This is a genomic window from Endozoicomonas sp. ALE010 (genome assembly GCF_049310165.1).
Lineage (GTDB): Bacteria > Pseudomonadota > Gammaproteobacteria > Pseudomonadales > Endozoicomonadaceae > Endozoicomonas.
The window spans coordinates 13,061-36,421 of the sequence record NZ_JBLYNV010000003.1 but is presented as its reverse complement, the minus strand read 5'-3'; the positions used below and the strand labels follow the sequence as shown (position 1 = coordinate 36,421).

Below are 23,361 nucleotides of genomic sequence, written 5' to 3'. Positions count from 1 at the left end.
GCCTCATCTGTTAGAAGTCATAGTTATGAGTAATTCACAACCCACTCGACTGCCGGGTATTGCAGAGCAAGATGAAGACATTATCGACCTGCGCCAGATTGTTCAGGTAGTGGTCAATTACCGCTGGCCAATTATTGGCTTTACCCTGGCGGTCACTCTAATTGTCATTCTGGTGGTGTTTTCTATTACACCGGTCTATCAGGCGACCACGGTTCTGCAAATAGAACAGGAGCAGGCCAAGGTGCTTTCCATTGAGGAGGTCTATGGCATTGAAGGCAGCGACAGTTACCTGAATACCCAATTTGAAGTGCTGAAATCCCGGGGGGTTCTGGAAAAGGTAGTGGATAAACTCGGACTGATGAATAACCCGGAGTTTAATGATCGTTTGAACAATGCTCCCTGGTATGTCGGGCTGCTGGACTGGAAAGTATGGTTAGGCCTTCAGGAGCCCGGGGGAGAAGTTGATGAGTCTTCGGTGCGCAGGGATGTGATCAATGCCCTGAATAAAAAAGTCAGCATTGAGCCTGTACGCAAAACTCAGGTGGTGAAAATACACGCCCAGTCCGAAAACCCGAAACTGGCAGCTGCCATTGGCAATGCGGTGGCCGGTGCCTATATCGAAGCTTATATGGAAGCAAAACTATCCCTGACGCTCAGTGCTACTGACTGGATGCAGGGACGGATGAATGAGCTTTCTGAGAAGTTACGTATTGCTGAGCAGAGTCTTCAGAATTACCGGGACAGTGAAGACCTGGTGGACCTGGAAGGGGTATTAACCATTTCCAGTGATGAGTTAAAAGCCCTGACGAAGTCACTGGTGGCATTGCGTCGGAAACTGGCGGTGTCTGAAGGTATTTATCAGCAGATTCAAAATGGTGGTATAAAAAATAGTCATGATTCACTAAAGGCGGTGTTAAACCATCCACTGATAAAAGACTTAAAAACTGAAGAAGCAAAAAGTCAGCGATTGGTTCAGGAGCTTTCCCGTCGCTATGGGCCAAAGCACCCGAAAATGATTGCAGCACGCAGTGACCTGGAAAGCCTTGAGAATAATATTGACAGCCAGATTGGTAATATTGTTGAAGGGGTAGAGCGGGACTATGAGCTGGATAAAGCCAACGAACGCAGCCTTGAGGACGCGGTTGCGGAGGCAAAGGTCAATGTGCAGGCAATCAACCGCAAACAGTTCCGCTTAAGGGCGTTGGAACGTGAAGTACAGACTAATAAAGATCTTTACGACGCATTCTTTAAACGTATTCAGGAAACTTCGGCCACCAGCGATTTACAGACCGCTAATGCTCGTATTGTGGATCAGGCCTATGCGCCTCAGCACCCAATAAAACCAAAGAAAAAACTGATTGTTGTTGTGGCTGGCTTGATGGGGCTGTTGTTTTCCTGTGGTGTTGCTTTCCTGCTGGAGATGCTGAACAACACTATCCGTACAACAAGCGACGTTGAAGAAAAGCTGAATCTGCCAGTGCTGGGAGTGCTGCCAAAGATGACCGATAAAAAACTGGATGGTCAGATTCACAGCCTGTTCACCAATAAAGACCAGCATGGATTTGGAGAGGCGATTCGGACTATTCGGACCGGCATCAACCTGAGCGCAATGGATCAGGAGCATAAACTCTTTGCTATTACCTCTACTGCGCCCGGTGAGGGTAAGTCATCCATTGCTTCCAATATGGCGCTGGCGCTGGGGCAGCTGGGTAAAACCTTGTTGATTGACTGCGACCTGCGTCGTCCGGTTTTAGGTAAGAACTTCGCTATTAAAGGTGGTTCTGCTGGCCTGGCAAACCTGCTGTTGGGTTCGGCTTCAGTTGATGAAGCGGTGCATACGGTGGATGGCATTGATGTAATCCCCTGTGGCCTGATACCACCAAACCCCCAGGAGCTCCTGGCTTCTGAGCGTTACGGCATGCTGCTGAAACAGCTGAAAGAGCACTACGACTATGTGCTGCTGGACTGTCCACCGGTGCAGAACGTCAGTGATGTGCTGATGATCTCCCGCCATTGCGATGGCTTGATCTATGTGGTTGAAGCTGGCCGCATGCAGGTGAATGCAATACAGGTGGCGGTTGGTCGTCTGTTACAGGCCCGAACGCCAGTGACAGGAGCAGTGTTGAATAAGATCAATCCGTTGCAAAAAGATGCTTATGGCTATACCCAGGGCTATTACGACCATAACGGCTATAACTCTGGCATTGTTTAATTGGCTTTTTTGTTAACTGGGGAGGAGGACACAAAAACAGAAAAAAGAAAAGTTTTTTAATCGTATCCTTTGTGATCAATGTAATTAAAAAAAATTATAAGGAAAATGATAATTAGTAATTCTGTTATTACTTTGTCATTTATTATGTCTACATTAGCTATACATCGATTTTCAAATACCAGATAAATGCCCTCATTGCAGGGGGTGAAAGTTAAAGAGTAGCAATATGCCTGCGGCATGATTTTTACAAACAGACGTTTCGCTGTTCCAACATAGAGCGCAAAAGATGGTGAGCGGTAGCGTGCTTGCGACCAGAGAATCGGGGTAAGGTTTATATCCGGGATTTATTTGGGGTGGATTCTTAAAGCTTCTGATCAACTTCCTGAAAATTACTGAGATGAAAATACAGGACCTGGAGCAGGAAATCGAGAAAACACCTGGCGAGCTACTTCTTGCGCTGCTGACCATTGTTCACAGCTTCGGCAAAATGTTGCCTTGGACAGAGCAGAAGAATCTTTTGCACAAGGGTAAATAGAGGCCGCCAACGGTAATTACCGGCCACTGGCTGGCCCCGGCTTTTCGGGTTTCTGGGCTGATTCCATTGGCTTTTCTGGTACACACTCTCAAGTAATACTATATTAGTATTACTTTAAGCCAGAGATAGAAAATCATGAGAGTTACTATAAAAGGCCAGGTCACTATCCCCAGGGAAGTGAGGGAGGCACTCGGAGTTGTGCCGGGAAGTGAAATAGATTTTATTGAGGAGAACGGCAGATTCTATCTGGCAAAAAGAGACCAACTAAAAACGAAGAAAAAATTTGCCCGGTTCAGAGGAATCGCTTCTGCCCAAATGAGCACAGATGAAATTATGGGGTATACGAGGGGAAAACCGTGAACGGCATTCTCATCGACTCTTCTGTTCTTCTGGACTTATTGACCAATGACAAAAACTGGGCTGATTGGTCAGAAAATATTCTGGAACAGTACAGCCAGAGCAATAGCCTATTCATCAACTCAATGGTATACACAGAAATATCGATTGGTTTCAAAACAATAGAAGCAGTCGATGAAACATTAACTGAAATGGGCATTAAAGTTTTGGAAATGCCACGTGAAGCGCTATTTCTGGCAGGAAAAGTTTTCCTTCAATATAGAAAAAACAAAGGCAATAAAACATTACCATTGCCTGATTTCTTTATTGGAGCCCATGCTTTGACTTCAAATTTCCAACTGATAACACGGGATAATGGAAAATTCACAAGCTATTTTCCCACCCTGAGATTGATAACTCCTGGCACTAATTAATTAGTGAAGCAGAATTATTTCAGTTCATAGCAAATGGCTGACTGGCTTGTAAAGATGGGCATTACGACAGTAGTCGTTATTCACATAGTGAGTGCTTTTACCACAGCAAATCAGCATGTTTTGGCCAGGTTAAAGTGTTACAAAGGCTTTCAATACAAACGATAGTACCCTTCAAACTCTAAACTCAATTTTTAAATACCTATTGCAAGATAATATTAAAGGATTAATGGTGTTATGAGTGATAGAAGCTTATGGGTGGACTACTCAAAAGCCATCGGTATAGTGCTGGTAGTCTATGGTCATGTTGCAAGAGGTGTTTATAATGCTTCGATTCCATTGAATGTTGGTGTTTACACATTAGTCGACAGTCTAGTGTATACATTTCATATGCCACTATTTTTCTTTTTATCCGGTTTGTTTTTTATGAATTCTCTAGGAAGAAGAGGGAGGTTGAAATTAATATCCAGTAAAATTGATACTATTGTATATCCTTATTTATTATGGTCTTTAATCCAGGGGGGAGTCATAGTTGTTTTGTCATCCTTCACCAATAATAAGGTTGAGGCCAGCACATTATTAACAATTCTATGGCAACCACAATGGCAGTTCTGGTTCTTGTATGCACTATTTATGATTTTTGTGTTGTCGTCCATTTTGTTCAATTCCAGTGAAAATAGACTGATATTATTAGCTTTTGCTGTGTCTATCTTACTATACATCTTCCAGAAGCAGCTACCCAGTGCTTATAACTTGGGATTTATCACAAATAATCTTGTTTTTTTTATTGCTGGCATTTTATATGACCGCTATAAAAAGCTATTTCCAGGCTCTGGGAACCTAAATTTTACACTTTTTGCATTTATAATTTTTGCTGTTTCCCAATACATCTTTCATTTACAACTGGATATGAATTATGAAGACAAAGGTGTGTTAAGCCTTCTACTTGCTATGATATCTATTGTGTTTATTGTGTTGTTATCTCAAAGTTTGGTTCGTAAACCTATTCATTGGTTTTTAATTGTTGGTTCTGCATCAATGAGTATTTATTTGTTGCATATACTAGCGGGAAGTGGTGTGAGGATTATTCTGGTTAACCTGTTCTATATCTACGACCCTGCTATACACTTGGTAATTGGAACACTGGCAGGTGTTATTTTTCCTGTTGTAGTTTTCTATTTTGCAAAGCATTATGTCTGGCTTAACTATCTATTTTCTGCTCCCTTAAGCCGTTTAATAAAAAAATAAACTGGATATGCAATATTGTTTTATCAAATCCACAGCAAACATTTTCTATTTTAAGTATTTATGATTTTTAATAAAATTAAATCTCAAAGAGATAAAGGTATATTTAAAGGGATTGTAACGGGTATTTTAGCAAAATCGATAACTATTGTCTCTGGACTAGTAACGATTCCTTTTACATTGGAATATTTGGGGGTTGAACGTTTTGGTGTTTGGATGACTATTACAGGGCTTGTAAGTTTTTTAACCCTAAGTGACTTTGGGTTAGGTATTGGTCTGCAAAATGCACTTACAAGGTGTTATGGTAATGATGATAAAGTCAACCCAAAGATTTATATTTCGACAAGTTATTTTCTGGTTTCAGTTTTGATAGTTTTTATCTTATTTTGCTTTCTTGTTTCTCACTCATATGTTCCGTTTGATCGTCTGTTTAAGTTTAATGTTAATAGTCAGGATCTTTATAGTGAATCAATAATGGCAGTAAAATTAAGTTGCATTGCATTTATAGCTTGTATTCCTATAAACCTAATTGAAAGAGTTCTTGTTGGTTATCAAAAAAACTATTTGGCAAACCTACTGCTCTGCTTAGGAAGAGTATTGGGGTTGTTCTTTATTTTTATAAGTATATACTTTGATCTCGGTCTCTATCTTTTGTCTGTTTTGTTCATAGTGTCGCCAAGTATTGTTTATTTTGTTTATACGATATTTTATTTTTCTAAAGTGGAAAATAGAGAGATGTGTCCCTCTATCTACTTTATTAGAACACAACACTTTAAGGATGTAATTAGTACAGGGGGGTGGAATTTTCTTGCGCAGTTTTCTTTTGCTCTAAAAGAAAATATGCCGATACTGATTATATCATCCTTGGTGGGTGTAGCGCAGGTTTCAACCTTTGCTGTAACTCAGCGAATCATAGGTGCTGTTTTGATGTTTATTAATGTTTCTTTACAATCTTTGTGGCCTGCCTATGGAGAAGCATTTTATAAAAGAGATAAGGCATGGATAACTACAACATTAAAAAGATCCATTGTTTCAGTACTTATTATATCTCTTTCTTCTTCTATTATTTTTGTTCTATTTGGGAAGTTGATAATTGATATATGGGCAGGTAGTGAAGTGGTTCCAAGTTTTACACTTTTAATGTTGTGTGCATTTTGGATGGTTTTATCAAGCATAAATATTGCACTCACGATGCTGCTCAATGGCACAAATAATTTTAAAAGCCAAGCTACTTATGGAGTTGTCTTGGTTATTTTGGGTTCATTTTTCTCTTATAGATTCGGAATTGATGTTGGAATGATCGGAGTTGTTTTGTCATTTATATTGATCTCTGAATTATCTCGTACGATTGTATTTAGCATTGATATCAGAAGATTGCTAAGGAATATATGAGTAAATTTATTAATGAAGACTATTTTTTTATGGGTGTTTTATCATCGCTTAAACTTCTTAATAATATCAATGAATTTAATGTGAGCATGCTGACATATGCATCTCCAAACTGTATATTTAGTGAGTACACAAACTTACTAAAAGGTGAAGTAGTCAATTATTCTAAAATTGTCAGATTTACCCAAGTTAATGGTACTTCAGTTCATTAGGCTCCCAGGTTAAAACCACCGGCTTTAGAGGGTGGTTGTTGAGTTGCTTCCCGTTTCTTAGTTGTATAACTTTCAATAAATGGTTAATTTACTTTCTGTCAAACGAAAACACCCCTATTTTATATTGATCCTTTTTAATATGGGTTTTTTGTTTTTAAGTGATTCTAAAACTTCTGGTATCCCTTTTTTTCGGGAGCTGTTTGTTTTCATATTGCTCTCTATTTGTGCCTGGCAGATTATCATCAAACGCCGCTGGCAGGGCACTTTTTATGAGTATTGGGTTCTGTTATTGGTAGGGAGTACTATACTACTTTCCCCTTTGCTGGCATGGCTGAGCTTTGGTCAACCTATAAGTTATGGCATGCTGGAAGAACGACGAATTTTGCATTATCTGATTTTTTTCCCACTATTTTATGGTCTTTTAAAAAAACACATTACGGTGAAAACAATAGAGAAGTACATTATCTTTGCCTTTTTGGCGTGTGTGGCATTAGGTTCGCTCTATGCACTGCAAATTCTGCAAGTCCGCGCTGGTGTTTCTTTCCAGGTGGAGGGTGCGATTGAAGATTTAGAAGATCTTTACACTGGGTTTCGTGCAGGGCGTTTTACCTTTGGCAGCTCGTTTCTTGGATTGGTGTATCTGCTTGCGATATTAAACTTGCGTCGTCTGCCTTATCTGTTTTCAAAGGCTGCTATTAAATGGATGTTACTGGCATTGGTGTGTGTCGCTTATCTGTGGTTTGTTGTTCAAACCAGAAGCATGATGGCAATGCTTTTGCTGATGACTCTGGTCGCTTTTCGTCAGCAGCTTTTCCGTGTCGTGCAGTTGGGATATGTTACCCTTTTTACTTTGGTACTGGTTATTGCGCTATTCCCGGATTGGGCCGGGCAGCAGGTCGAAACCTTCGAAAAGCTCTATGAGGAAGCCACCCATGATCATGGCCCCAGGGTCAGGGATGTGACCATACAGGTTATTGTGGATGAAATTTTCAACAATAATCTGGTAGGTATGGGGGCACTTTCCTTGCAATGGCAAGGTGGTTTTCATCAAGTTTATAATCGCCATTTTTACCTATCAGATGTGGGACTTTATGGCATCTGGTACCGGTTTGGCTTGTTAGCAATTCCACTAATATTTTTCTATTTCCGTAACAATCTGGTTTGGGCATTTGGTCGGCCTGATGATAAAAGACCGTTGGTGGTTGCCATCCGTTACTCTATCGTCTTTGCACTATTGAACCCTGTTTACTCTAATATCATGACGTTTGGTGGGCAAACTTATGGATTGTTTTTTGCTGTATTGGCTTACTTGAATTTAGTCGAATACCCCCGTTTGGGAAAACTATCCAGAGAGTCACGATTTTTTAACATTAGATGGTTATCAGGTAAAAACTCATCATGAAAGTGATATTTTTTGTGCTATTGATCAAACCAGTTATAAAAGTTGGTTAAGAATTTCGTGGATTTTATCCCTTGTCTTTGAATTACACTATGGCCCCGCTGTAGAAAAAATAAAGTGGTTGAGTAGTTGACAATAGTCCCTTACCCATCAAAATGGGCCTGCCGACAGGCAATTGATGGTTGTGTTGTAGAGGTTGAAAGTGTAAAGCTTATTAGTTTTGTGTATAACGGCTGTCAGAATCAGATTGTCTGATTCTGCCAACACAGCAAGCGTGTTACGGCATGGTTTTTGTAAAGCCAGTTCATTTCCAAAAAATGCTAACTTCTTTTAAGTGAATCAGTTAAAGCTCTCTTCTTGTGAACGGATTTTTATGCAACAAAATATTGATATTATTACTGTCACCTTTAATAACCTGAAAGAACTCCAGCGAACTTATCAGTCCCTGTTAAGTCAGTCAGATCAACAATTCTGCTGGATTGTTATTGATGGTAATTCAAAAGATGGTACCAAACAGTGGCTCGAAGCAATAAGGCCACCTTTTGCCTGGCGCTGGCTTAGCGAACCGGATACGGGTATTTACAACGCCATGAACAAAGGGCGTAACTACATCGAACACCGTGGTTATAGTCTTTATATGAACAGTGGTGATGAGCTTTATGGGCCTGATGTTATCCATAAGCTTCGTGAGTCACTTTATTTTGCAAACATAACCGAGAAGCCTATGCCTTTGTTGATTTATGGGGATGCAGTCAATATCAGTCAAAGCGGTACTGAGCACCTCAGCTGCTCCCGTTTACCTCAACATGCGTTGAAGGGTATGGTTACATCCCATCAAGCAATGCTTTTTAACAACCAATTATTGGCATTGGTGGGTTATGATGAGCGTTACCAACTCAGTGGCGATTATGATTTGATGTGTAAGTTCATTAAGGCCTGTGATTTCTTTAACCGGCCCCCATTGCGACTCCAAATTAAAATTTGCAAATTTTATCTTGATGGTATTTCTGTGGTACAAAGGCAAAAGGCTTTGAAGGAGGATTACCGTATCCGTCGGAAAGTTATGGAAGCTTCCCATATTATGGCAAGTGTACTTTTTGTAAGTCATCAGATACATTATTTACTCAAAAAAATATTACCGGAATTAATGTTTTCACTACGATCAAAATAAGGTTTTTTCGCATTTTAGCTTATCGTTTTCAGATATTAACGTCAGTAACTAGGGTAACTAATGCTTAACCTACATTCTGGCCCCACCTGTAAAAAGGTTAATCAGATGCAGTATTTTACTATTTAGAAGAATATATTGGTATCAACAGAATAATTCTCCAATTCACCATGATCATTTGATCAGCCAACATGCAAAAGAAGTTGAAAAATAAAAGATGAATAAAGTTATGTTTGGCATTAGATGCTATAAAAATATCACTCAGCTTTTGTGTCATAAGTTACACATTGTTTCAGAGAGTACTGATCACCAGATAATTATTCAGAAATGCTTGGATCAAGCATCACTTGAACCAACAATAATCTCGTTTTTAAATGCTCATGCCTTCAATTTGGCAGTAAATGATCAGTTATTTCTTGATAGTCTGAGTTCTTCAACCTGGTTATTCAGAGATGGTGTTGGCATTAGTCTGTTATGTCGAACTCTTGGAATTGCCCCAGGAAAGAACATGAATGGTACTGACTTTATTCCCCAGTTACTGGAGCGCGCTATTCAGCAGAAACGGGAAATTATTTTACTGGGTACGGAATCACCATGGCTAGAAAATGCCAAAAAAACACTGGAGTGTAAGGGGGGGAATGTCTGTTTTATCTTTGATGGCTTTCAGCCTAATGAGTTTTACATTAACAAGATTAATTGGAGGAAGTTTCAAAGGCCGATCGTTGTTTTAGCTATGGGTATGCCTAAACAAGAGAAAATAGCGAATGAGTTAGTTAAGCATCTACCCAATGGGCTAATTTTGAATGCTGGTGCCATTCTGGATTTTCTTGGAGGTAAAGTTTCTCGTGCACCGTTGATATTGAGAAAGCTAAGGTTGGAATGGTTGTATCGTTTTTTGCAGGAGCCTGTTCGACTTTTCGGTCGTTATATTATTGGTAATTTTGTTTTTCTGGCTCGAATTCCAAAACTTTTGATAGTTAAATCTTCTATGAAAGATGATATTCTCTCCCAATGACTAAATATTCATTTAATGTAAACGGTCATGAAACCCAGGGTTACTTATTGGGTATCCCATTATGCGATTATACCGCCCCACAAGTTGAGCAGTGGATTAAGGAGGGGCAAATTGAATCTTTCCAATATTGTGTCACGCCTAATGTGGATCACCTGGTGCGCTACGTGGATTCCAGAGACACTTTATTTGTTGGTGCTTATCGGGCAGCCGATATTGCAATTCTAGATAGCCGTGTATTGCAGCTTGTGTCCAGGTTTTTTCACGGTGCCAATATATCTTTCTTACCAGGTAGTGACCTGACAGAGTATCTATTTAACTCGGGTGTTCTTAGAAATCGGAAAGTTGCCATTATTGGGGGAGATCAGACTGCAATCACTTACATCAAAGAACGATATCATTTGCAAAAACTGTTTCACCATTATCCGCCTATGGGGTTTATTAACAGCCCGGATGCGGTGAAATATTGTATTGAATTTGTTACAAATCATCGGCCAGAAGTATTGTTTCTGGCAGTGGGTTCGCCACGGCAGGAGATTCTTGCGTATCGTTTGAAGCAGGTAGTCGATTTTCCCTGTAAAGCATTTTGTATTGGTGCTTCTATCGACTTTCTTATTGGCAAGGAGAAACGAGCCCCGCTATGGATGCAAAAACTGGCATTGGAATGGTTATATCGCTTTATAAAAGACCCTAAAGGTAAATTAAGACGATATTTTATAGATGGCCTTAAGATTCTGCCTTTGGTATTCCGTAAGGATTTTATCATTACCAGTAAAAGTTAAATGAATTTTTTGTTTTTTTCAGAACCATGGATTGGGCAGAAAGAACAGATCATTGTGAATTTCATTATCTTCATGTCACTTTCAACTATTCCCTGTAATCCCTACAACCCATGATAGCTCTCATAAAACCACTGAGTACCCTTAACTCATAAAAGCCATAACTACTCACTTTGAAAATACGGTGATACATAAATGTCAAAAAAAGTCGCACTTATAACTGGGGTAACTGGTCAGGATGGCTCCTATCTTGCCGAATTTCTGTTGAAAAAAGGCTATGTAGTACATGGCATTAAACGTCGAGCTTCACTGTTTAATACAGGTCGTGTGGACCATATCTATGAAGACCCACACACAGAAAATCAACACTTCAAGCTTCATTATGGTGACCTGAGTGACAGCTCAAACCTTACTCGAATTATTAGCGAAGTACAGCCGGATGAGGTTTATAACCTCGCAGCACAGTCTCATGTAGCGGTGTCCTTTGAATCACCGGAATACACTGCTGATGTTGATGCTCTTGGTACTCTACGCCTGCTGGAAGCAATCCGCTTTTTAGGGCTGGAGAAAAAGACTCGTTTTTATCAGGCTTCTACCTCCGAGCTATATGGCTTGGTACAGGAGATTCCCCAAAAGGAAACTACACCGTTTTATCCTCGCTCGCCCTATGCCGTGGCAAAAATGTACGCCTACTGGATAACTGTTAACTACCGGGAGTCCTATGGCATGTATGCCTGTAATGGCATTTTGTTTAACCATGAGTCACCCCGCCGTGGTGAAACCTTTGTTACCCGTAAAATTACCCGTGGCCTGTCTAATATTGCTCAGGGACTCGATCAGTGCCTCTATCTGGGAAATATGGATGCCCTGCGGGACTGGGGCCATGCTCGTGATTATGTAGAGATGCAGTGGCTGATGCTGCAACAAGAACACCCGGAAGATTTTGTCATCGCTACCGGTGTCCAGTATTCTGTACGACAGTTTGTAGATTTCACCGCCAAGGCCATTGGTATTCAGTTGCGCTGGGAAGGCTCCGGTGTGAATGAGTGTGCCTATGTGGAGAAGATTATCAGTGATAACGCTCCGGCCCTGACCCTTGGCCAGAAGGTGGTTGCGGTTGATCCCCGTTACTTCCGTCCAGCTGAGGTTGAAACCCTGCTGGGTGATCCATCCAATGCCAACGCCAGGCTAGGTTGGGAACCGGTGATCACACTGGAAGAAATGGTGGCAGAAATGGTGGAGTATGACCTGTCCAAGGCCAAGCAGCACGCTTTGCTGAAAGAGCATGGCTACGATGTGAAAGTGTCGCGGGAGTAGTAGTTATAAGTTTTGGGGTATGAACTGAGAGGGTGAGAACTTTCTCTATTCATAACCCATGACTAAAAACTCACAACCGAGGCTAACATGTTCAAGACATAATTGACCCCGGCCTGTGCCGGGGCGTTCAATCAAATAATTCCTATGAAAAGAGTTTTTGTTGCTGGCCACCAAGGCATGGTGGGATCGGCTATTATTCGTCAGCTGTCTGAACAAGCTGATATTGATTTAATTACCTGCAGTCGCAGTGAGCTGGATCTAACCAGCCAGAGTGCTGTAGCTGAGTTTTTCCACTCTGCACCGATTGATCAAGTGTATCTTGCTGCGGCAAAAGTGGGGGGTATTCATGCCAATAACACTTACCCGGCTGAGTTTATTTATGAAAACCTGATGATAGAGTGCAATATTATCCATCAGGCTTTTGCGGCAGGCGTTAAGAAACTGCTGTTTTTGGGGTCCAGTTGTATTTATCCGAAGTTAGCACAGCAGCCTATGGTGGAAACTGAGTTGCTTAATGGCCATCTGGAAGCCACCAACGAGCCTTATGCCATCGCTAAGATTGCTGGTATCAAGCTGTGTGAATCTTATAACCGGCAGTACGGCGTTGATTACCGCTCGGTAATGCCAACTAATCTTTATGGTGAAAACGATAACTTCCATCCCGAAAACAGCCATGTAATCCCGGCCATGATGCGCCGCTTTCATGAAGCAAAGCTGCGGGGAAGTAAAGAAGTCGTCGTATGGGGAACCGGTATGCCAATGCGAGAGTTTCTTCATGTGGATGATATGGCGGCAGCCTGCCTCCATGTGATGAACCTGGATAAGGCCATTTATTGCAAACATACCGAACCCATGATGTCCCATGTTAATGTGGGTACCGGGGTGGATTGCACCATTCGAGAACTGGCCGAGACCATGAAGCAGGTGGTGGGTTTTGAGGGTGACATTGTGTTTGATACCTCCAAGCCTGATGGTACACCCCGTAAGCTGATGGATGTTTCCCGTTTGCATCGGATGGGCTGGAAGTCTTCGGTCTCTTTGCAAGATGGGTTGGGTATGACTTACCGCTGGTTCCTTGAACATGCTGCTCAGTTGCGGTCGGTATGAGTTGAGAGTTAATAAGTAATTGCTGTTCACTTTTAACCATTAACTATTCCTACTTCATCATTAACACAACCCTATGCTTGGACTCGAAACTTTCAAAACAGTTGTCGCCTCTTCGCCCCTGGTCTCCATTGATTTGATTGTGCGTAATCGCCAGAAGCAAGTGCTGTTGGGACTACGGAGTAATAGCCCTGCCCAAGGGTTTTGGTTTGTACCAGGTGGGCGAATTCAGAAAGACGAACGGGTGGAAAACGCTTTTCGCCGTCTGGTTAAAGTGGAACTGGGATGTGATGCAAGTTTTGTTCAAGCCCGGTTTTTAGGACCTTATCAGCATTTCTACCCGGATAATTTTTTTGGTGATAACTTCAGTACTCATTATGTGGTGTTGGGTTATGAATTGGAGCTGGATATTAGTCTCAATGATCTTCCAGCTGATCAGCATCAGGATTATCGCTGGTTTACCGTTGATGAATTGCTGGCTTCTCAGCAGGTCCATCAACATACTAAGGATTATTTTAGTGATGGGTCGTGAATTATAAGTGATGAGTTCCCTCTCACACCCAAGAATCATTCTTTTCACAACCCACAACCCACAACCCACAACCCACAACCCACAACCCACTGTACAAAAACCATAACTCACAGCTCATAACAAAAACTATGAACCTAATACCCGTAATCATGTCCGGCGGCTCCGGCAGCCGCCTCTGGCCTCAGTCCCGTTCTTTATACCCAAAACAGTTTCTGCCCTTGGTCAACGAACAGACTATGTTGCAGAACACAGTATCCCGATTGGATGGGCTGGACTCTGTTGCCGCTCCATTGGTGATTGCCAATGAAGAGCACCGTTTCCTTGTGGCAGAACAGTTTCGCCAGATGAACCGCAAAGCCTCAGGGATTATTCTTGAACCTGCTGGCCGGAACACCGCCCCGGCAGTCGCTCTGGCATCTCTTAAGGCTCAAAACTTACAACCCACAACTGATAACGATCCAATCCTGCTGGTCCTGGCAGCGGATCATGTGATTAACGATGTTAAGGCTTTCCATCAGGCTGTTGAGGCGGCATTACCAGCGGCCCGCGATGGGAAACTGGTCACTTTCGGTATTGTGCCTGCCCATCCGGAAACAGGGTATGGTTATATTAAGGCGGGTGAACAGATAATAGGGAATCGGGTAGAGGTAATAGCGGGTAAAAACGTTGAATCCACAACCCATAATCCATCACTCACAACTATCTACTCAGTCGATCAGTTTGTAGAGAAGCCGGATCTGGAAACGGCTCAGGGTTATCTGGCCTCTGGGGACTATTACTGGAACTCTGGCATGTTCTTGTTCAAAGCCTCCCGCTATTTGGAAGAATTGAACCAGTTTCGTCCGGATATTCTTGAAGCCTGCCAAAAAGCGATGGAAGTACAAAGTGCCGACCTGGACTTTGTTCGTTTGGACGAGCATGCCTTTAAGGCCTGCCCGGATGAGTCCATTGATTACGCAGTGATGGAAAAAACCACCGATGCAGTGGTGGTACCTCTGGATGCCGGGTGGTCTGATGTCGGCTCCTGGTCTTCGCTGGCTGATATTTCTGAAAAGGATAATGCGGGTAACTCCACTCTGGGCGATGTATTGCTTCGCGATACACGCAACACCTATGTGCGCAGTGAGAAAAAATTGATTGCCACGGTGGGGGTTGATGACCTGGTGATCACCGAAAGTGATGACGCCATCCTTGTGGCCCATAAGGACCGCGTGCAGGATGTTAAAAAGATCGTTGATCGTTTGAAAACGGAAAACCGTTCCGAGGTCAAACTGCACCGCAAGGTTTATCGTCCATGGGGGGCTTACGACTCCATTGATACAGGTGACCGTTTCCAGGTCAAGCGCATTACCGTTAAGCCCGGTGCCCAGCTCTCTTTGCAGATGCACCATCATCGTGCCGAGCATTGGATTGTGGTTAAAGGCACTGCGCTGATAACTAATGGTGATCAGGAAATTCTACTGACTGAAAATCAGTCTACCTACATTCCTATTGGTGTTGTTCACCGGCTGAAAAACCCCGGCAAGTTCAACCTTGAGCTGATTGAGGTGCAGAGCGGTGGGTATCTGGGTGAGGATGATATTGTGCGGTTTGAGGATACCTATGGTAGGGCGTGATGAGTTACTGGTTGTCGCTGGCTGTCACCATTTTGGCGTCGTATATAGTGGCACAGGCGGCGCTCAGCCGTCGGCAGGGTCGTTATTTATGCTGCTGTCAAAGCTTACGGATAATTCGGCAATCTCCAGGGTTATTGGTAATACCAATTCCACCTTCTAAATATGAACTGCGCAGCCATTTTGAACAGCTGGATCTTCGTTGGAATTCCTCGCAATAGCCCTGCTATTACTCGTCATTCCGCCTTGCCCAGCTGTCCAAAATGACTTGCTCGATCTCATATTTAGAAGGCGGAATTGGTATAAATCCACAGGCCACCATAGATGTAGGCCGACATAGACTGTTTTTCACTCCAGGAGTCGAGAATGAGCACTCTTAACTGTTTTAAGGCCTACGATATCCGTGGCCGTATGCCTGATGAATTGAATGAAGATATTGCCTGGCGGATTGGCCGGGCAACAGCGGAATATCTCAAGCCCAAAACGATGGTTGTGGGTGGCGATATTCGCCTGTCTACCCCGGAGTTAAAAGTAGCCCTGAGCGACGGTTTACGGGCAGGCGGAGCCGAGGTGATTGATATCGGCTTGTGCGGTACTGAAGAGGTTTACTTTGCCACATCAAACTTGAAGGCTGATGGCGGCATTATGGTGACTGCAAGCCATAATCCGAAAGATTATAACGGCATGAAACTGGTGCGGGAAGAGAGTAAGCCGATTTCGGGGGATACCGGGTTGCGGGAGATTCAGCGGCTGGCTGAAGAAGCGTTTATGGAATCGAACAGACTCGGTTCCCCGGACATCCCATTTGCCTCTTATCGGAAGATCAGCAACCTTGTCCCTTATGTGAATCATATTCTGGGGTATATCAAACCTGGTGAATTAAAGCCACTGAAACTGGTGGTAAATGCCGGTAATGGGGCTGCCGGGCATGTGATTGATGCCATTGAGGAACGGTTTAAGGAAGCCGGTGTACTGGTGGAGTTTGTGAAGGTTCACCATGAACCGGATGGTAACTTTCCCCATGGAATTCCCAACCCACTATTACACGACTGTCGACAGTCAACGGTGGATGCGGTACTTGAGCATCATGCAGATATGGGCATTGCCTGGGATGGTGATTTTGACCGCTGCTTCCTGTTTGATGAGAAAGGTCAGTTCATTGAGGGTTATTATATTGTTGGGCTCTTGGGCGAGGCGTTCCTGGCGCACTATCCTGGTGCGAAAGTTATCCATGACCCTCGATTGACCTGGAATACTATTGACCAGGTTTCGACTGCCGGTGGTGTGCCGGTGCTCTGTAAAACCGGCCATGCTTTTATCAAGGAGCGCATGCGTAAAGAGGATGCGGTGTATGGTGGTGAGATGAGTGCCCATCACTATTTCCGTGACTTTGCCTATTGCGATTCAGGGATGATTCCGTGGCTACTGGTGGCGGAGTTAATGTCCCATAAGGGCAAGAAGCTTTCTGAGTTGGTGGCCGAACGGCTTGCCCTGTTTCCATCCTCTGGAGAGATCAACAGCAAATTGGCTAACCCACAGGTGGCTATTGATAGGATTCTTTCGATTTATCAACAGGATGCGTTAGCTGTGGATCATACCGATGGTATCTCACTGGATATGGGGCAATGGCGTTTTAACCTGCGACTTTCCAATACCGAGCCGGTGATTCGGTTGAATGTGGAAAGCCGGGGGGATGTGGCGTTGATGAAAGATAAAACGGCTGAGTTGTTGAGTTTGATTCGGCAATGATTTGGAACCACAAATGCCCATGGCACGTGAAAATATTTTGCGCCATCCTCAGGTATGAAAAATCGTTAAGCAGAATATTTTTTACGGCAAAGGACAAGAGCACTGAGGAAAAGGTGTTTCTTTCTCTGTGTTCTTTGTGCCCTCTGTGGTTCAAAAAGGACTCAAGATTTGGTACGGATTTTAGCGATTGGCTGGCTGGTCTTTCTGGTGATGCTTTCGGTCAGTAAAAGCCTCGGCTATGGCCACTGGGCCTGGGGCAGTATTGAGCATTTTCTGGGTGGCAATCTGCAAATGCATTTTGTCATGGCCTTTATTCTTTCTGTACTGGCTCATTTGGCTTGCCCAAGGTCCTGGCACTGGGGCAGGTTGTTATTGCTGTTGATTATTGGCTGCGCTCTTGATGAAAGTTTGCAGGTGGTGTTTCCACTTCGGAATTATAACCCGCTGGATTTTCTCGTAACCTGTACCGGTTTGTTGCTGGCTGCTTTGCCGTTTATGGTTTCTCACTGGCGGATGATTAAAAGTTCTTGAACCACACAGCTCCACAGGGGCGATGATTGCTCCTGAAGAATCGACACTCCCTCTCCTCCATACATGGCAGTCGTAAAAGGAAGGGAAAGAGAAAAAACTTAGCTTTGCCTTTGTTCTTCTTGTTTTTGTGTCTCCAAAACAAAATGGATTTTATGTAGATGCCTACCTCATTGTTGTCGGGCCGATCACGGCTGCCTCTTATTGTTCTGGTTTTTATCGATGTAACCATCGCCTTTGCCTGTGCTGAGCTGTCGGAATGGGTGCGGTTTGGGGATCACGCCACTCATTATCACAATGTGATGTATATGCAGGCATTGCTGGTGGTAGTGCTCTCGTTCCTGTGCGAAGTGTATGCACCCTGGCGGGGTCGCCGAATCAGTGAGCGACTGACCAAGGTGTTTATTGCCTGGTCTCTGTCGTTTATGGTGATGATTGTCTTTATGGTGATGACTAAAACTACTGAGAAATACTCCCGCCTCTGGCTCGGAACCTGGATTGGCATGGCGATCCCCATGGCACTGGGTATCCGGTATGGCCTTTACCAGCTGTTAAGGTCCTTCCGCAGCCATGGACGCAATACCCGCCATGTACTGGTGATTGGTGATGGCCGTAATTTTGAGGCCATGCGGGCATACTTCTCCCAGGACAATGCCTATGGTTACCGCCTGCAGCATGTGATTGAGCACCATAACAATGAGCAGGCGCTGGCAGAACTGGAACAGTTCCTTGCCAGCAATCAGGCCTTTGATGAATGTTGGCTCTGCATTCCTTTTACCAAGAGCCCTATTCTTCAGCCCGTGATGTTTACCCTGCGCCATAGTACCACCAATATCCGCTATATGCCGGGGCTGCAGGATCTGCCACTCATGAACCACAATATTACCAAAATCGGGGATTTTCTTGTCCTGGATATCAGCTGTTCACCTATGGATAGCATTAACACTATTACTAAGCGAGTGTTTGATATTGTGATTGGCAGCCTGATTCTGCTGTTGATTTCGCCGGTGATGATTGCTGTTGCCATTGCCGTGAAACTCTCGTCTCCGGGGCCGGTGTTTTTTAAGCAATACCGCCACGGCACCTCAGGCAAGCAGGTGAAGGTGTATAAGTTCCGGAGTATGAAGGTGCATCAGGAAGGTGAAGGTAAGGTGACCCAGGCCACTAAAGGTGACCAGCGGGTGACAAAGGTGGGTGCTTTTATTCGCCGTACCAGTCTGGATGAGCTACCCCAGTTTATTAATGTACTGCAGGGACGGATGTCCATTGTTGGCCCAAGGCCCCACGCGTTGGCTCATAACGAGTATTACAAGGATCTGGTAGAGTCTTATATGAAGCGCCATAAGGTAAAGCCGGGGATTACCGGGCTGGCTCAGGTACGGGGCTTTCGTGGTGAGACCGATACGCTGGATAAGATGCAGCGCCGGGTGGAGTGTGACCTGGAATACATCAATAACTGGTCTCTGTGGCTGGATATCAGGATCGTTATCAGTACGGTTTTTAAAGGTTTTATGAACCCTAATGCTTATTAAAAGATTTTTTTGAACCCCAAGAACATGCCTCTTGCTGGATACAAAGTTGTGGTCTGAAATAGCTGATCTGTCTGTTAAGCGAACCACAGCGTTTGTGGAGGCGTTGCCTGAAATAGAATCTGCGCTCCATTGGTTAACTACTTAGTTGATGGTTAGGAAGTTTAGTAGTGGTTGGCAAGGTGTGAGGTTTGAGAGAAGAGTTAACAGTAAGTAGGGCGAAAAAGCCAATAATACAAGAGTATTTATCATGGCTATTACTTAGTGGTTCAACGCTTTTTCATGGTTTAAGCATAAAATAACAATGACGTATAGGCAGTGTTTGTTCTGGCCTTTGCTGGCCATCGTTTTCTGGTTGCCCCTGCCGATGGGCAGTAATCCACCATGGGCGCGGGCGATTCTGATATTGCTGATTGCTGTACTCAGTCTATTCTGGGTATTGGGCTATGCCCTTAACCGGCTGGAAACCACAGCGTCTTTCCGTCAGGTAAAATGGTTGCATGCCGGTTTTACTGGCGTTATTGGCTGGTTGTTTGTCCAACAGTTGCCCATGTCGGCTGCGTGGGTCCAGCTGCTTTCTCCTTTCTCATGGAACCTTCATTCCTCTGCTGCAGAGACGCTGGGGCTGGTAACACCCCAGTGGATGACGCTGTCGATTTCTCCTCACGATACGATGGTCAGTGCTCTGTTGACCATGGCCTACTACCTGTTTTTTTGTCTCTGTCTGCTGCTGGTGGACCGGCCTGATAAATTACGCTGGTTTGCCTGGGCCTTTGTGGTCTCCGGAATTTTTCAGGCTGTGTTTGGTTCGCTGAGTACGCTGTCAGGGGCAGAAGTGCTGCTGTTCGGTGAGAAGCCATCTTACTTTGGTGTTGCTACCGGCACTTATGTTAACAGGAACAGTTTTGCCGGGTGTATGGAGATGACGCTGGCCTTTGGTATGGGATTACTGATTGCCCAGTTGAACGATAGAAAAGCGGGCAGCTGGCAGGAGTGGCTTCGCGAGACTCTGCACATGCTGATGAGTAACAAGGTCATACTACGTACCGGGTTGGCCATTATGGTGATTGGCCTGGTGCTTTCCCGTTCCCGCATGGGAAATACTGCTTTTTTTTCCAGTTTGCTGGTGACCGGACTTCTGTTCGTTATCTGTCGTAAACAGCTCAGCCGTGGGATGATCGTTCTTTTTGTCAGCCTGCTGTTGATTGATACGGCTATTCTCAGCCAGTGGTTTGGCCTTGAAAAGGTGATGGAGCGTATTGAGCAAACCTCTCTGGAGCGGGAGACCCGTCCCAATGTGTCTGAGGTTACTTTGGGAGCAATCAGTGATTATTCACTGACAGGCTCTGGTGCAGGTAGCTTTTATACAGCACTGCCTGCTTATCACGATGGTAGCTGGAAAGGCTTTTATGATCTCGCCCATAATGATTTTCTACAGTTTCCCCTGGAGTTTGGCGTTCCAGTATTTCTGATATTAGCGTTGATGGTGGTCTGGTCATCCTGGCAGGCGGTTCAGGCGATGAAGCTGCGTCGCAGCCGACTGATGATTGGTATGGGGTTCTCGTCGTTTATGGGGATGTTGGCGATTGTAATCCATTCATCCGTGGACTTTAATCTCCAGATTCCGGCCAATGCGGCATATTTTGTGGCCCTGATGGCGCTGGCTGTTCTTGCCAGAAACCTGCCCTCCGGCATTCGCAGGTCGGCTGGCATCAAGGGTAACGGCTGACCTGCTGGCAGTTGTTTTTCAGAAGAAATTCCCTCGATGTATCGATGATTGCCAGGTTCTTCAGGGTGTTGGTACCGAGCAGAATCTGATTTTTAAACCGTGAACGGGAGGTCAGGCTAAAGTCGGTTCGGGTGTCGACCGGGCCAAGACGTATGTTTGCTTCAATTACCGGACGTTTTTGTGGGGTGCCATGATGGGTCTGCACTCGGGCGAAACGCTTAAGTGGCTTGGCCATTTTTATCAGTTTACGTTTGTCCCTGGTGATAGGGACTTTAAAGTGAACCCAGAGGGAGCCGTTTGTGTGCCTCCTGATTTTGATGTCTCTGGCATCCATGGAAGAGAGGGTTGAGCCGGAGTCAATCAATGCATTGATCTGAGTGGGAAATTCATCGATCTGATCAACCCTTTCCTGCAGACCAAAGAGGTAACGGTCACCGGTTTGACACTCATGTTGATTTTTTGGGGGGGCAGCGGTTACCGGTGGTGTATCGGGTATGATTACAATTGCCAGAATTGTAAAAAAGGCCAAGCCTGAAAATCGGGCGGAAAACAACATTACTTCCTCCATGAAGGTACTGCACAACTGAATCCTTCTCTTTATATTTGTAGCTGTTGACGATAGATTGAGCCTTTTTAATGAGCACGGTTGACGGTTTAACGACAGGTTATCTTCTGGCCTCGGGGAGGCTCCTGTGGATTGCCAATATTCTGTTATTTGAGGATGTAGACTCTTGAAAAAGTGGGTGCCAGGGTGGGAAATTCCCCTGATTATGGTGATTCTGGCCGCTGAAGTTCTGCTGATTAATACCCTTTCCGGGCCAGATAATGTGCCATTGAGCCTGAGTATTGTGGATGCTGTGAGCAGTATTGCCTTTGTGTTTACCTATTTTCATGCTCCTGTGCCTGTTGCGTTGTTTCTGACCGGAGCTATGTTGCTTGTTCCAGCGTACTTGCTGACCTTGCTGATTCGTCGATTGATGTTTCGGCGCTGACTATTCGGTCTGCCTGTTACTTAATGATTGATCTAATTAAATGATTGATATCCATAACCATATAATTCCCGGTATTGATGATGGGGCTGAAAGTCTGGAGCAGGCACTGGCCATGCTGGCACTGGCCCAGGCGGATGGCATCCGGAAGCTGGTGTGCACACCCCATATGCACCCTGGCCGGTTTGATAATGATTTGGGTTCCATTGGTCCGATATTCGAAGGCCTTAAAAAGCACGCCAGGGCAGCGGGGTTTTCGATTCAGCTGGCGATGGCAGCAGAGGTGCGTTTCAGCGATGAAATGATGTTTCAGTTACGCAGGAATGAAATCCCGATGATTGGTCAATGGGATGGTTTCCAGTGTCTGTTACTGGAAATGCCCCATCAACGAATTCCCGTGGGGATGGAGCAGATGCTGGACTGGCTTTATAAAAGGGAGATAAGGGCAGTGATTGCCCACCCTGAGCGAAATAAAGAACTGATGTCGTACCCTGAGCGTGTATTGCCGTTTGTCGAGCGTGGAGCATTGTTGCAGTTGACAGCGGGTTCGGTCGCCTCTCTGTTTGGTGAGAGGGCAGAAGCTACTGCCCGCTGGTTTGTGGATCGTGGGCTGGTGCAGTTTGTGGCTTCGGATGCTCATCACCCGGTTCGGCGACCACCAGCCATGGCGCTTGCGGCTGAGACATTAAATCATTGGGTTGGCAGTGATCAGTGTTCATTGCTGACAATGGGTAATCCCAAGAAGTTAACGCATTGTCTTTTTGGTGGAGCCTCATGAAAAGTTCGTTATCCCGGCCTCGTGGTGTATTGATGCTGCCGATTGCACTGGGATTGTGTCTGGTGATTTATCAGGCCTTGACCTTGTTGCGCTCCGAGGTCGGGCGTTACCAGACGGAACTCTTTCTGGATCATTGGCAGCAGGAGACCGAAGCCAGTAACAGTTTTGTGGTGGAAGCTTCTGAATTGGACATTGCGATCAATGGTGTGGAAAGCGCCATACGGCAAATGCCGGATAATCCGGCACTGTATGTTTTGAAGGCACGAGTGCTTGAACGGGGCAGGCTTTCCGGTATCGATATAGAGAATAATTCGGAGCTGGAAATCTGGCAGAAAGCCATTGCTTTAAGACCTGCATGGCCATACAGCTGGAGTGACTATGCCCATGCCCGCTCACAATATTCACTGATTGATTCTGAATTTGAAGCGGCATTACTTCGAGCCAGCCAGCTTGGCCCATGGGAGTCACGTGTTCTGGAAAACGGCGCGTTATTCAGTTTTCACTACCGGGGCTGGTTGAGTGATCAGCTGCAGGCAGAGCTGGATAACAGTTATCAGAAACTGGTAAAAATTTATCCACACACTGCCCAGCGTATAGTCAGGCAATATCAATAAAACCTTTTTCAATACAAAGGCACAGAGACACAAAGTGATTAGAAGTTTTCTTTGTGTCTCTGTGCCTTTGTTGTTTTAACAGTTTCACGGAAACTTCGGACTCTGATAGATCGTGCCAGGCACCCTTCGACTCCGCTCAGGGTGAGCGGAGATTGTACACG

General features: G+C 44.5%; 22 protein-coding genes. 21 read left to right on the top strand and 1 reads right to left on the bottom strand.

All coding sequences use genetic code 11. The features are described 5' to 3' along the window. Positions 1-25: 25 nt before the first annotated feature. The 18 genes from ACO6UY_RS02315 to ACO6UY_RS02230 all read left to right on the top strand — a co-directional run bounded on the left by ACO6UY_RS02315 (position 26) and on the right by ACO6UY_RS02230 (position 20,819). A complete protein-coding gene (locus ACO6UY_RS02315; RefSeq protein ID WP_422488936.1) occupies positions 26-2,212 on the top strand; it encodes a GumC family protein in 2,187 nt (728 codons plus the stop codon). Positions 2,213-2,609: 397 nt separating this feature from the next. Further along, the gene (locus tag ACO6UY_RS02310) at positions 2,610-2,747 is read left to right on the top strand and encodes a hypothetical protein (RefSeq protein ID WP_422446314.1); all 138 of its coding nucleotides are present in this window, start codon (positions 2,610-2,612) and stop codon (positions 2,745-2,747) included. Positions 2,748-2,882: 135 nt separating this feature from the next. Further along, a complete protein-coding gene (locus ACO6UY_RS02305; RefSeq protein WP_422446312.1) occupies positions 2,883-3,107 on the top strand; it encodes an AbrB/MazE/SpoVT family DNA-binding domain-containing protein in 225 nt (74 codons plus the stop codon). Further along, positions 3,104-3,517 carry a type II toxin-antitoxin system VapC family toxin gene (locus ACO6UY_RS02300; protein ID WP_422488935.1) on the top strand — a complete coding sequence of 138 codons (414 nt, stop codon included), beginning with the start codon at positions 3,104-3,106 and terminating at the stop codon, positions 3,515-3,517. The genes ACO6UY_RS02305 and ACO6UY_RS02300 overlap by 4 nt, the downstream gene beginning before the upstream one ends. 234 nt (positions 3,518-3,751) lie before the next feature. Next, positions 3,752-4,762 (top strand): acyltransferase family protein, encoded by a 1,011-nt coding sequence (locus ACO6UY_RS02295; protein WP_422488934.1) that lies wholly within the window; start codon positions 3,752-3,754, stop codon positions 4,760-4,762. A 60-nt stretch (positions 4,763-4,822) separates the two neighbouring features. Next, positions 4,823-6,151, top strand: a complete 1,329-nt coding sequence (locus tag ACO6UY_RS02290) for a lipopolysaccharide biosynthesis protein (protein WP_422488932.1) — start codon at positions 4,823-4,825, stop codon at positions 6,149-6,151. A 288-nt stretch (positions 6,152-6,439) separates the two neighbouring features. Continuing rightward, positions 6,440-7,762: a hypothetical protein gene (locus tag ACO6UY_RS02285; RefSeq protein ID WP_422488930.1), complete on the top strand. Its 1,323-nt coding sequence runs from the start codon at positions 6,440-6,442 to the stop codon at positions 7,760-7,762. A 370-nt stretch (positions 7,763-8,132) separates the two neighbouring features. After that, a complete protein-coding gene (locus tag ACO6UY_RS02280; protein WP_422461122.1) occupies positions 8,133-8,930 on the top strand; it encodes a glycosyltransferase in 798 nt (265 codons plus the stop codon). A gap of 214 nt (positions 8,931-9,144) precedes the next feature. Beyond that, positions 9,145-9,942 carry a WecB/TagA/CpsF family glycosyltransferase gene (locus ACO6UY_RS02275; RefSeq protein WP_422488929.1) on the top strand — a complete coding sequence of 266 codons (798 nt, stop codon included), beginning with the start codon at positions 9,145-9,147 and terminating at the stop codon, positions 9,940-9,942. Then, entirely contained in the window at positions 9,939-10,721 is a 783-nt protein-coding gene (locus ACO6UY_RS02270) for a WecB/TagA/CpsF family glycosyltransferase (RefSeq protein WP_422488927.1), read from the top strand. The genes ACO6UY_RS02275 and ACO6UY_RS02270 overlap by 4 nt, the downstream gene beginning before the upstream one ends. A 192-nt stretch (positions 10,722-10,913) precedes the next feature. Beyond that, a complete protein-coding gene (gmd, locus tag ACO6UY_RS02265; RefSeq protein ID WP_422488926.1) occupies positions 10,914-12,035 on the top strand; it encodes a GDP-mannose 4,6-dehydratase in 1,122 nt (373 codons plus the stop codon). Positions 12,036-12,179: 144 nt separating this feature from the next. Further along, positions 12,180-13,142, top strand: coding sequence for a GDP-L-fucose synthase (gene fcl, locus ACO6UY_RS02260; RefSeq protein WP_422461130.1), 963 nt, complete (start codon positions 12,180-12,182; stop codon positions 13,140-13,142). Positions 13,143-13,215: 73 nt separating this feature from the next. Beyond that, a complete protein-coding gene (locus ACO6UY_RS02255; protein WP_422488924.1) occupies positions 13,216-13,671 on the top strand; it encodes a GDP-mannose mannosyl hydrolase in 456 nt (151 codons plus the stop codon). A 128-nt stretch (positions 13,672-13,799) separates the two neighbouring features. Continuing rightward, positions 13,800-15,287, top strand: a complete 1,488-nt coding sequence (locus tag ACO6UY_RS02250) for a mannose-1-phosphate guanylyltransferase/mannose-6-phosphate isomerase (protein ID WP_422461134.1) — start codon at positions 13,800-13,802, stop codon at positions 15,285-15,287. A gap of 363 nt (positions 15,288-15,650) precedes the next feature. Further along, positions 15,651-17,033 carry a phosphomannomutase CpsG gene (locus ACO6UY_RS02245; RefSeq protein WP_422446280.1) on the top strand — a complete coding sequence of 461 codons (1,383 nt, stop codon included), beginning with the start codon at positions 15,651-15,653 and terminating at the stop codon, positions 17,031-17,033. A 168-nt stretch (positions 17,034-17,201) separates the two neighbouring features. Beyond that, a complete protein-coding gene (locus ACO6UY_RS02240) occupies positions 17,202-17,564 on the top strand; it encodes a hypothetical protein (protein WP_422446278.1) in 363 nt (120 codons plus the stop codon). Positions 17,565-17,722: 158 nt separating this feature from the next. After that, positions 17,723-19,093: an undecaprenyl-phosphate glucose phosphotransferase gene (locus tag ACO6UY_RS02235; RefSeq protein ID WP_422467748.1), complete on the top strand. Its 1,371-nt coding sequence runs from the start codon at positions 17,723-17,725 to the stop codon at positions 19,091-19,093. A 301-nt stretch (positions 19,094-19,394) separates the two neighbouring features. Beyond that, positions 19,395-20,819: an O-antigen ligase family protein gene (locus ACO6UY_RS02230; protein WP_422488922.1), complete on the top strand. Its 1,425-nt coding sequence runs from the start codon at positions 19,395-19,397 to the stop codon at positions 20,817-20,819. Here ACO6UY_RS02230 and ACO6UY_RS02225 read toward each other — a convergent pair. Next, a complete protein-coding gene (locus tag ACO6UY_RS02225) occupies positions 20,803-21,348 on the bottom strand; it encodes a RimK/LysX family protein (protein ID WP_422488920.1) in 546 nt (181 codons plus the stop codon). The genes ACO6UY_RS02230 and ACO6UY_RS02225 overlap by 17 nt on opposite strands. 202 nt (positions 21,349-21,550) lie before the next feature. Here ACO6UY_RS02225 and ACO6UY_RS02220 point away from each other — a divergent pair, with 202 nt between their 5' ends. The 3 genes from ACO6UY_RS02220 to ACO6UY_RS02210 are packed head-to-tail and all read left to right on the top strand — an operon-like array spanning position 21,551 to position 23,200. Next, the gene (locus ACO6UY_RS02220) at positions 21,551-21,811 is read left to right on the top strand and encodes a hypothetical protein (RefSeq protein ID WP_422460854.1); all 261 of its coding nucleotides are present in this window, start codon (positions 21,551-21,553) and stop codon (positions 21,809-21,811) included. A 40-nt stretch (positions 21,812-21,851) separates the two neighbouring features. Further along, positions 21,852-22,586: a tyrosine-protein phosphatase gene (locus ACO6UY_RS02215; protein WP_422460856.1), complete on the top strand. Its 735-nt coding sequence runs from the start codon at positions 21,852-21,854 to the stop codon at positions 22,584-22,586. Further along, positions 22,583-23,200: a hypothetical protein gene (locus ACO6UY_RS02210; RefSeq protein WP_422460858.1), complete on the top strand. Its 618-nt coding sequence runs from the start codon at positions 22,583-22,585 to the stop codon at positions 23,198-23,200. Before ACO6UY_RS02215 ends, ACO6UY_RS02210 begins: the two co-directional genes overlap by 4 nt. Positions 23,201-23,361: the final 161 nt, after the last annotated feature.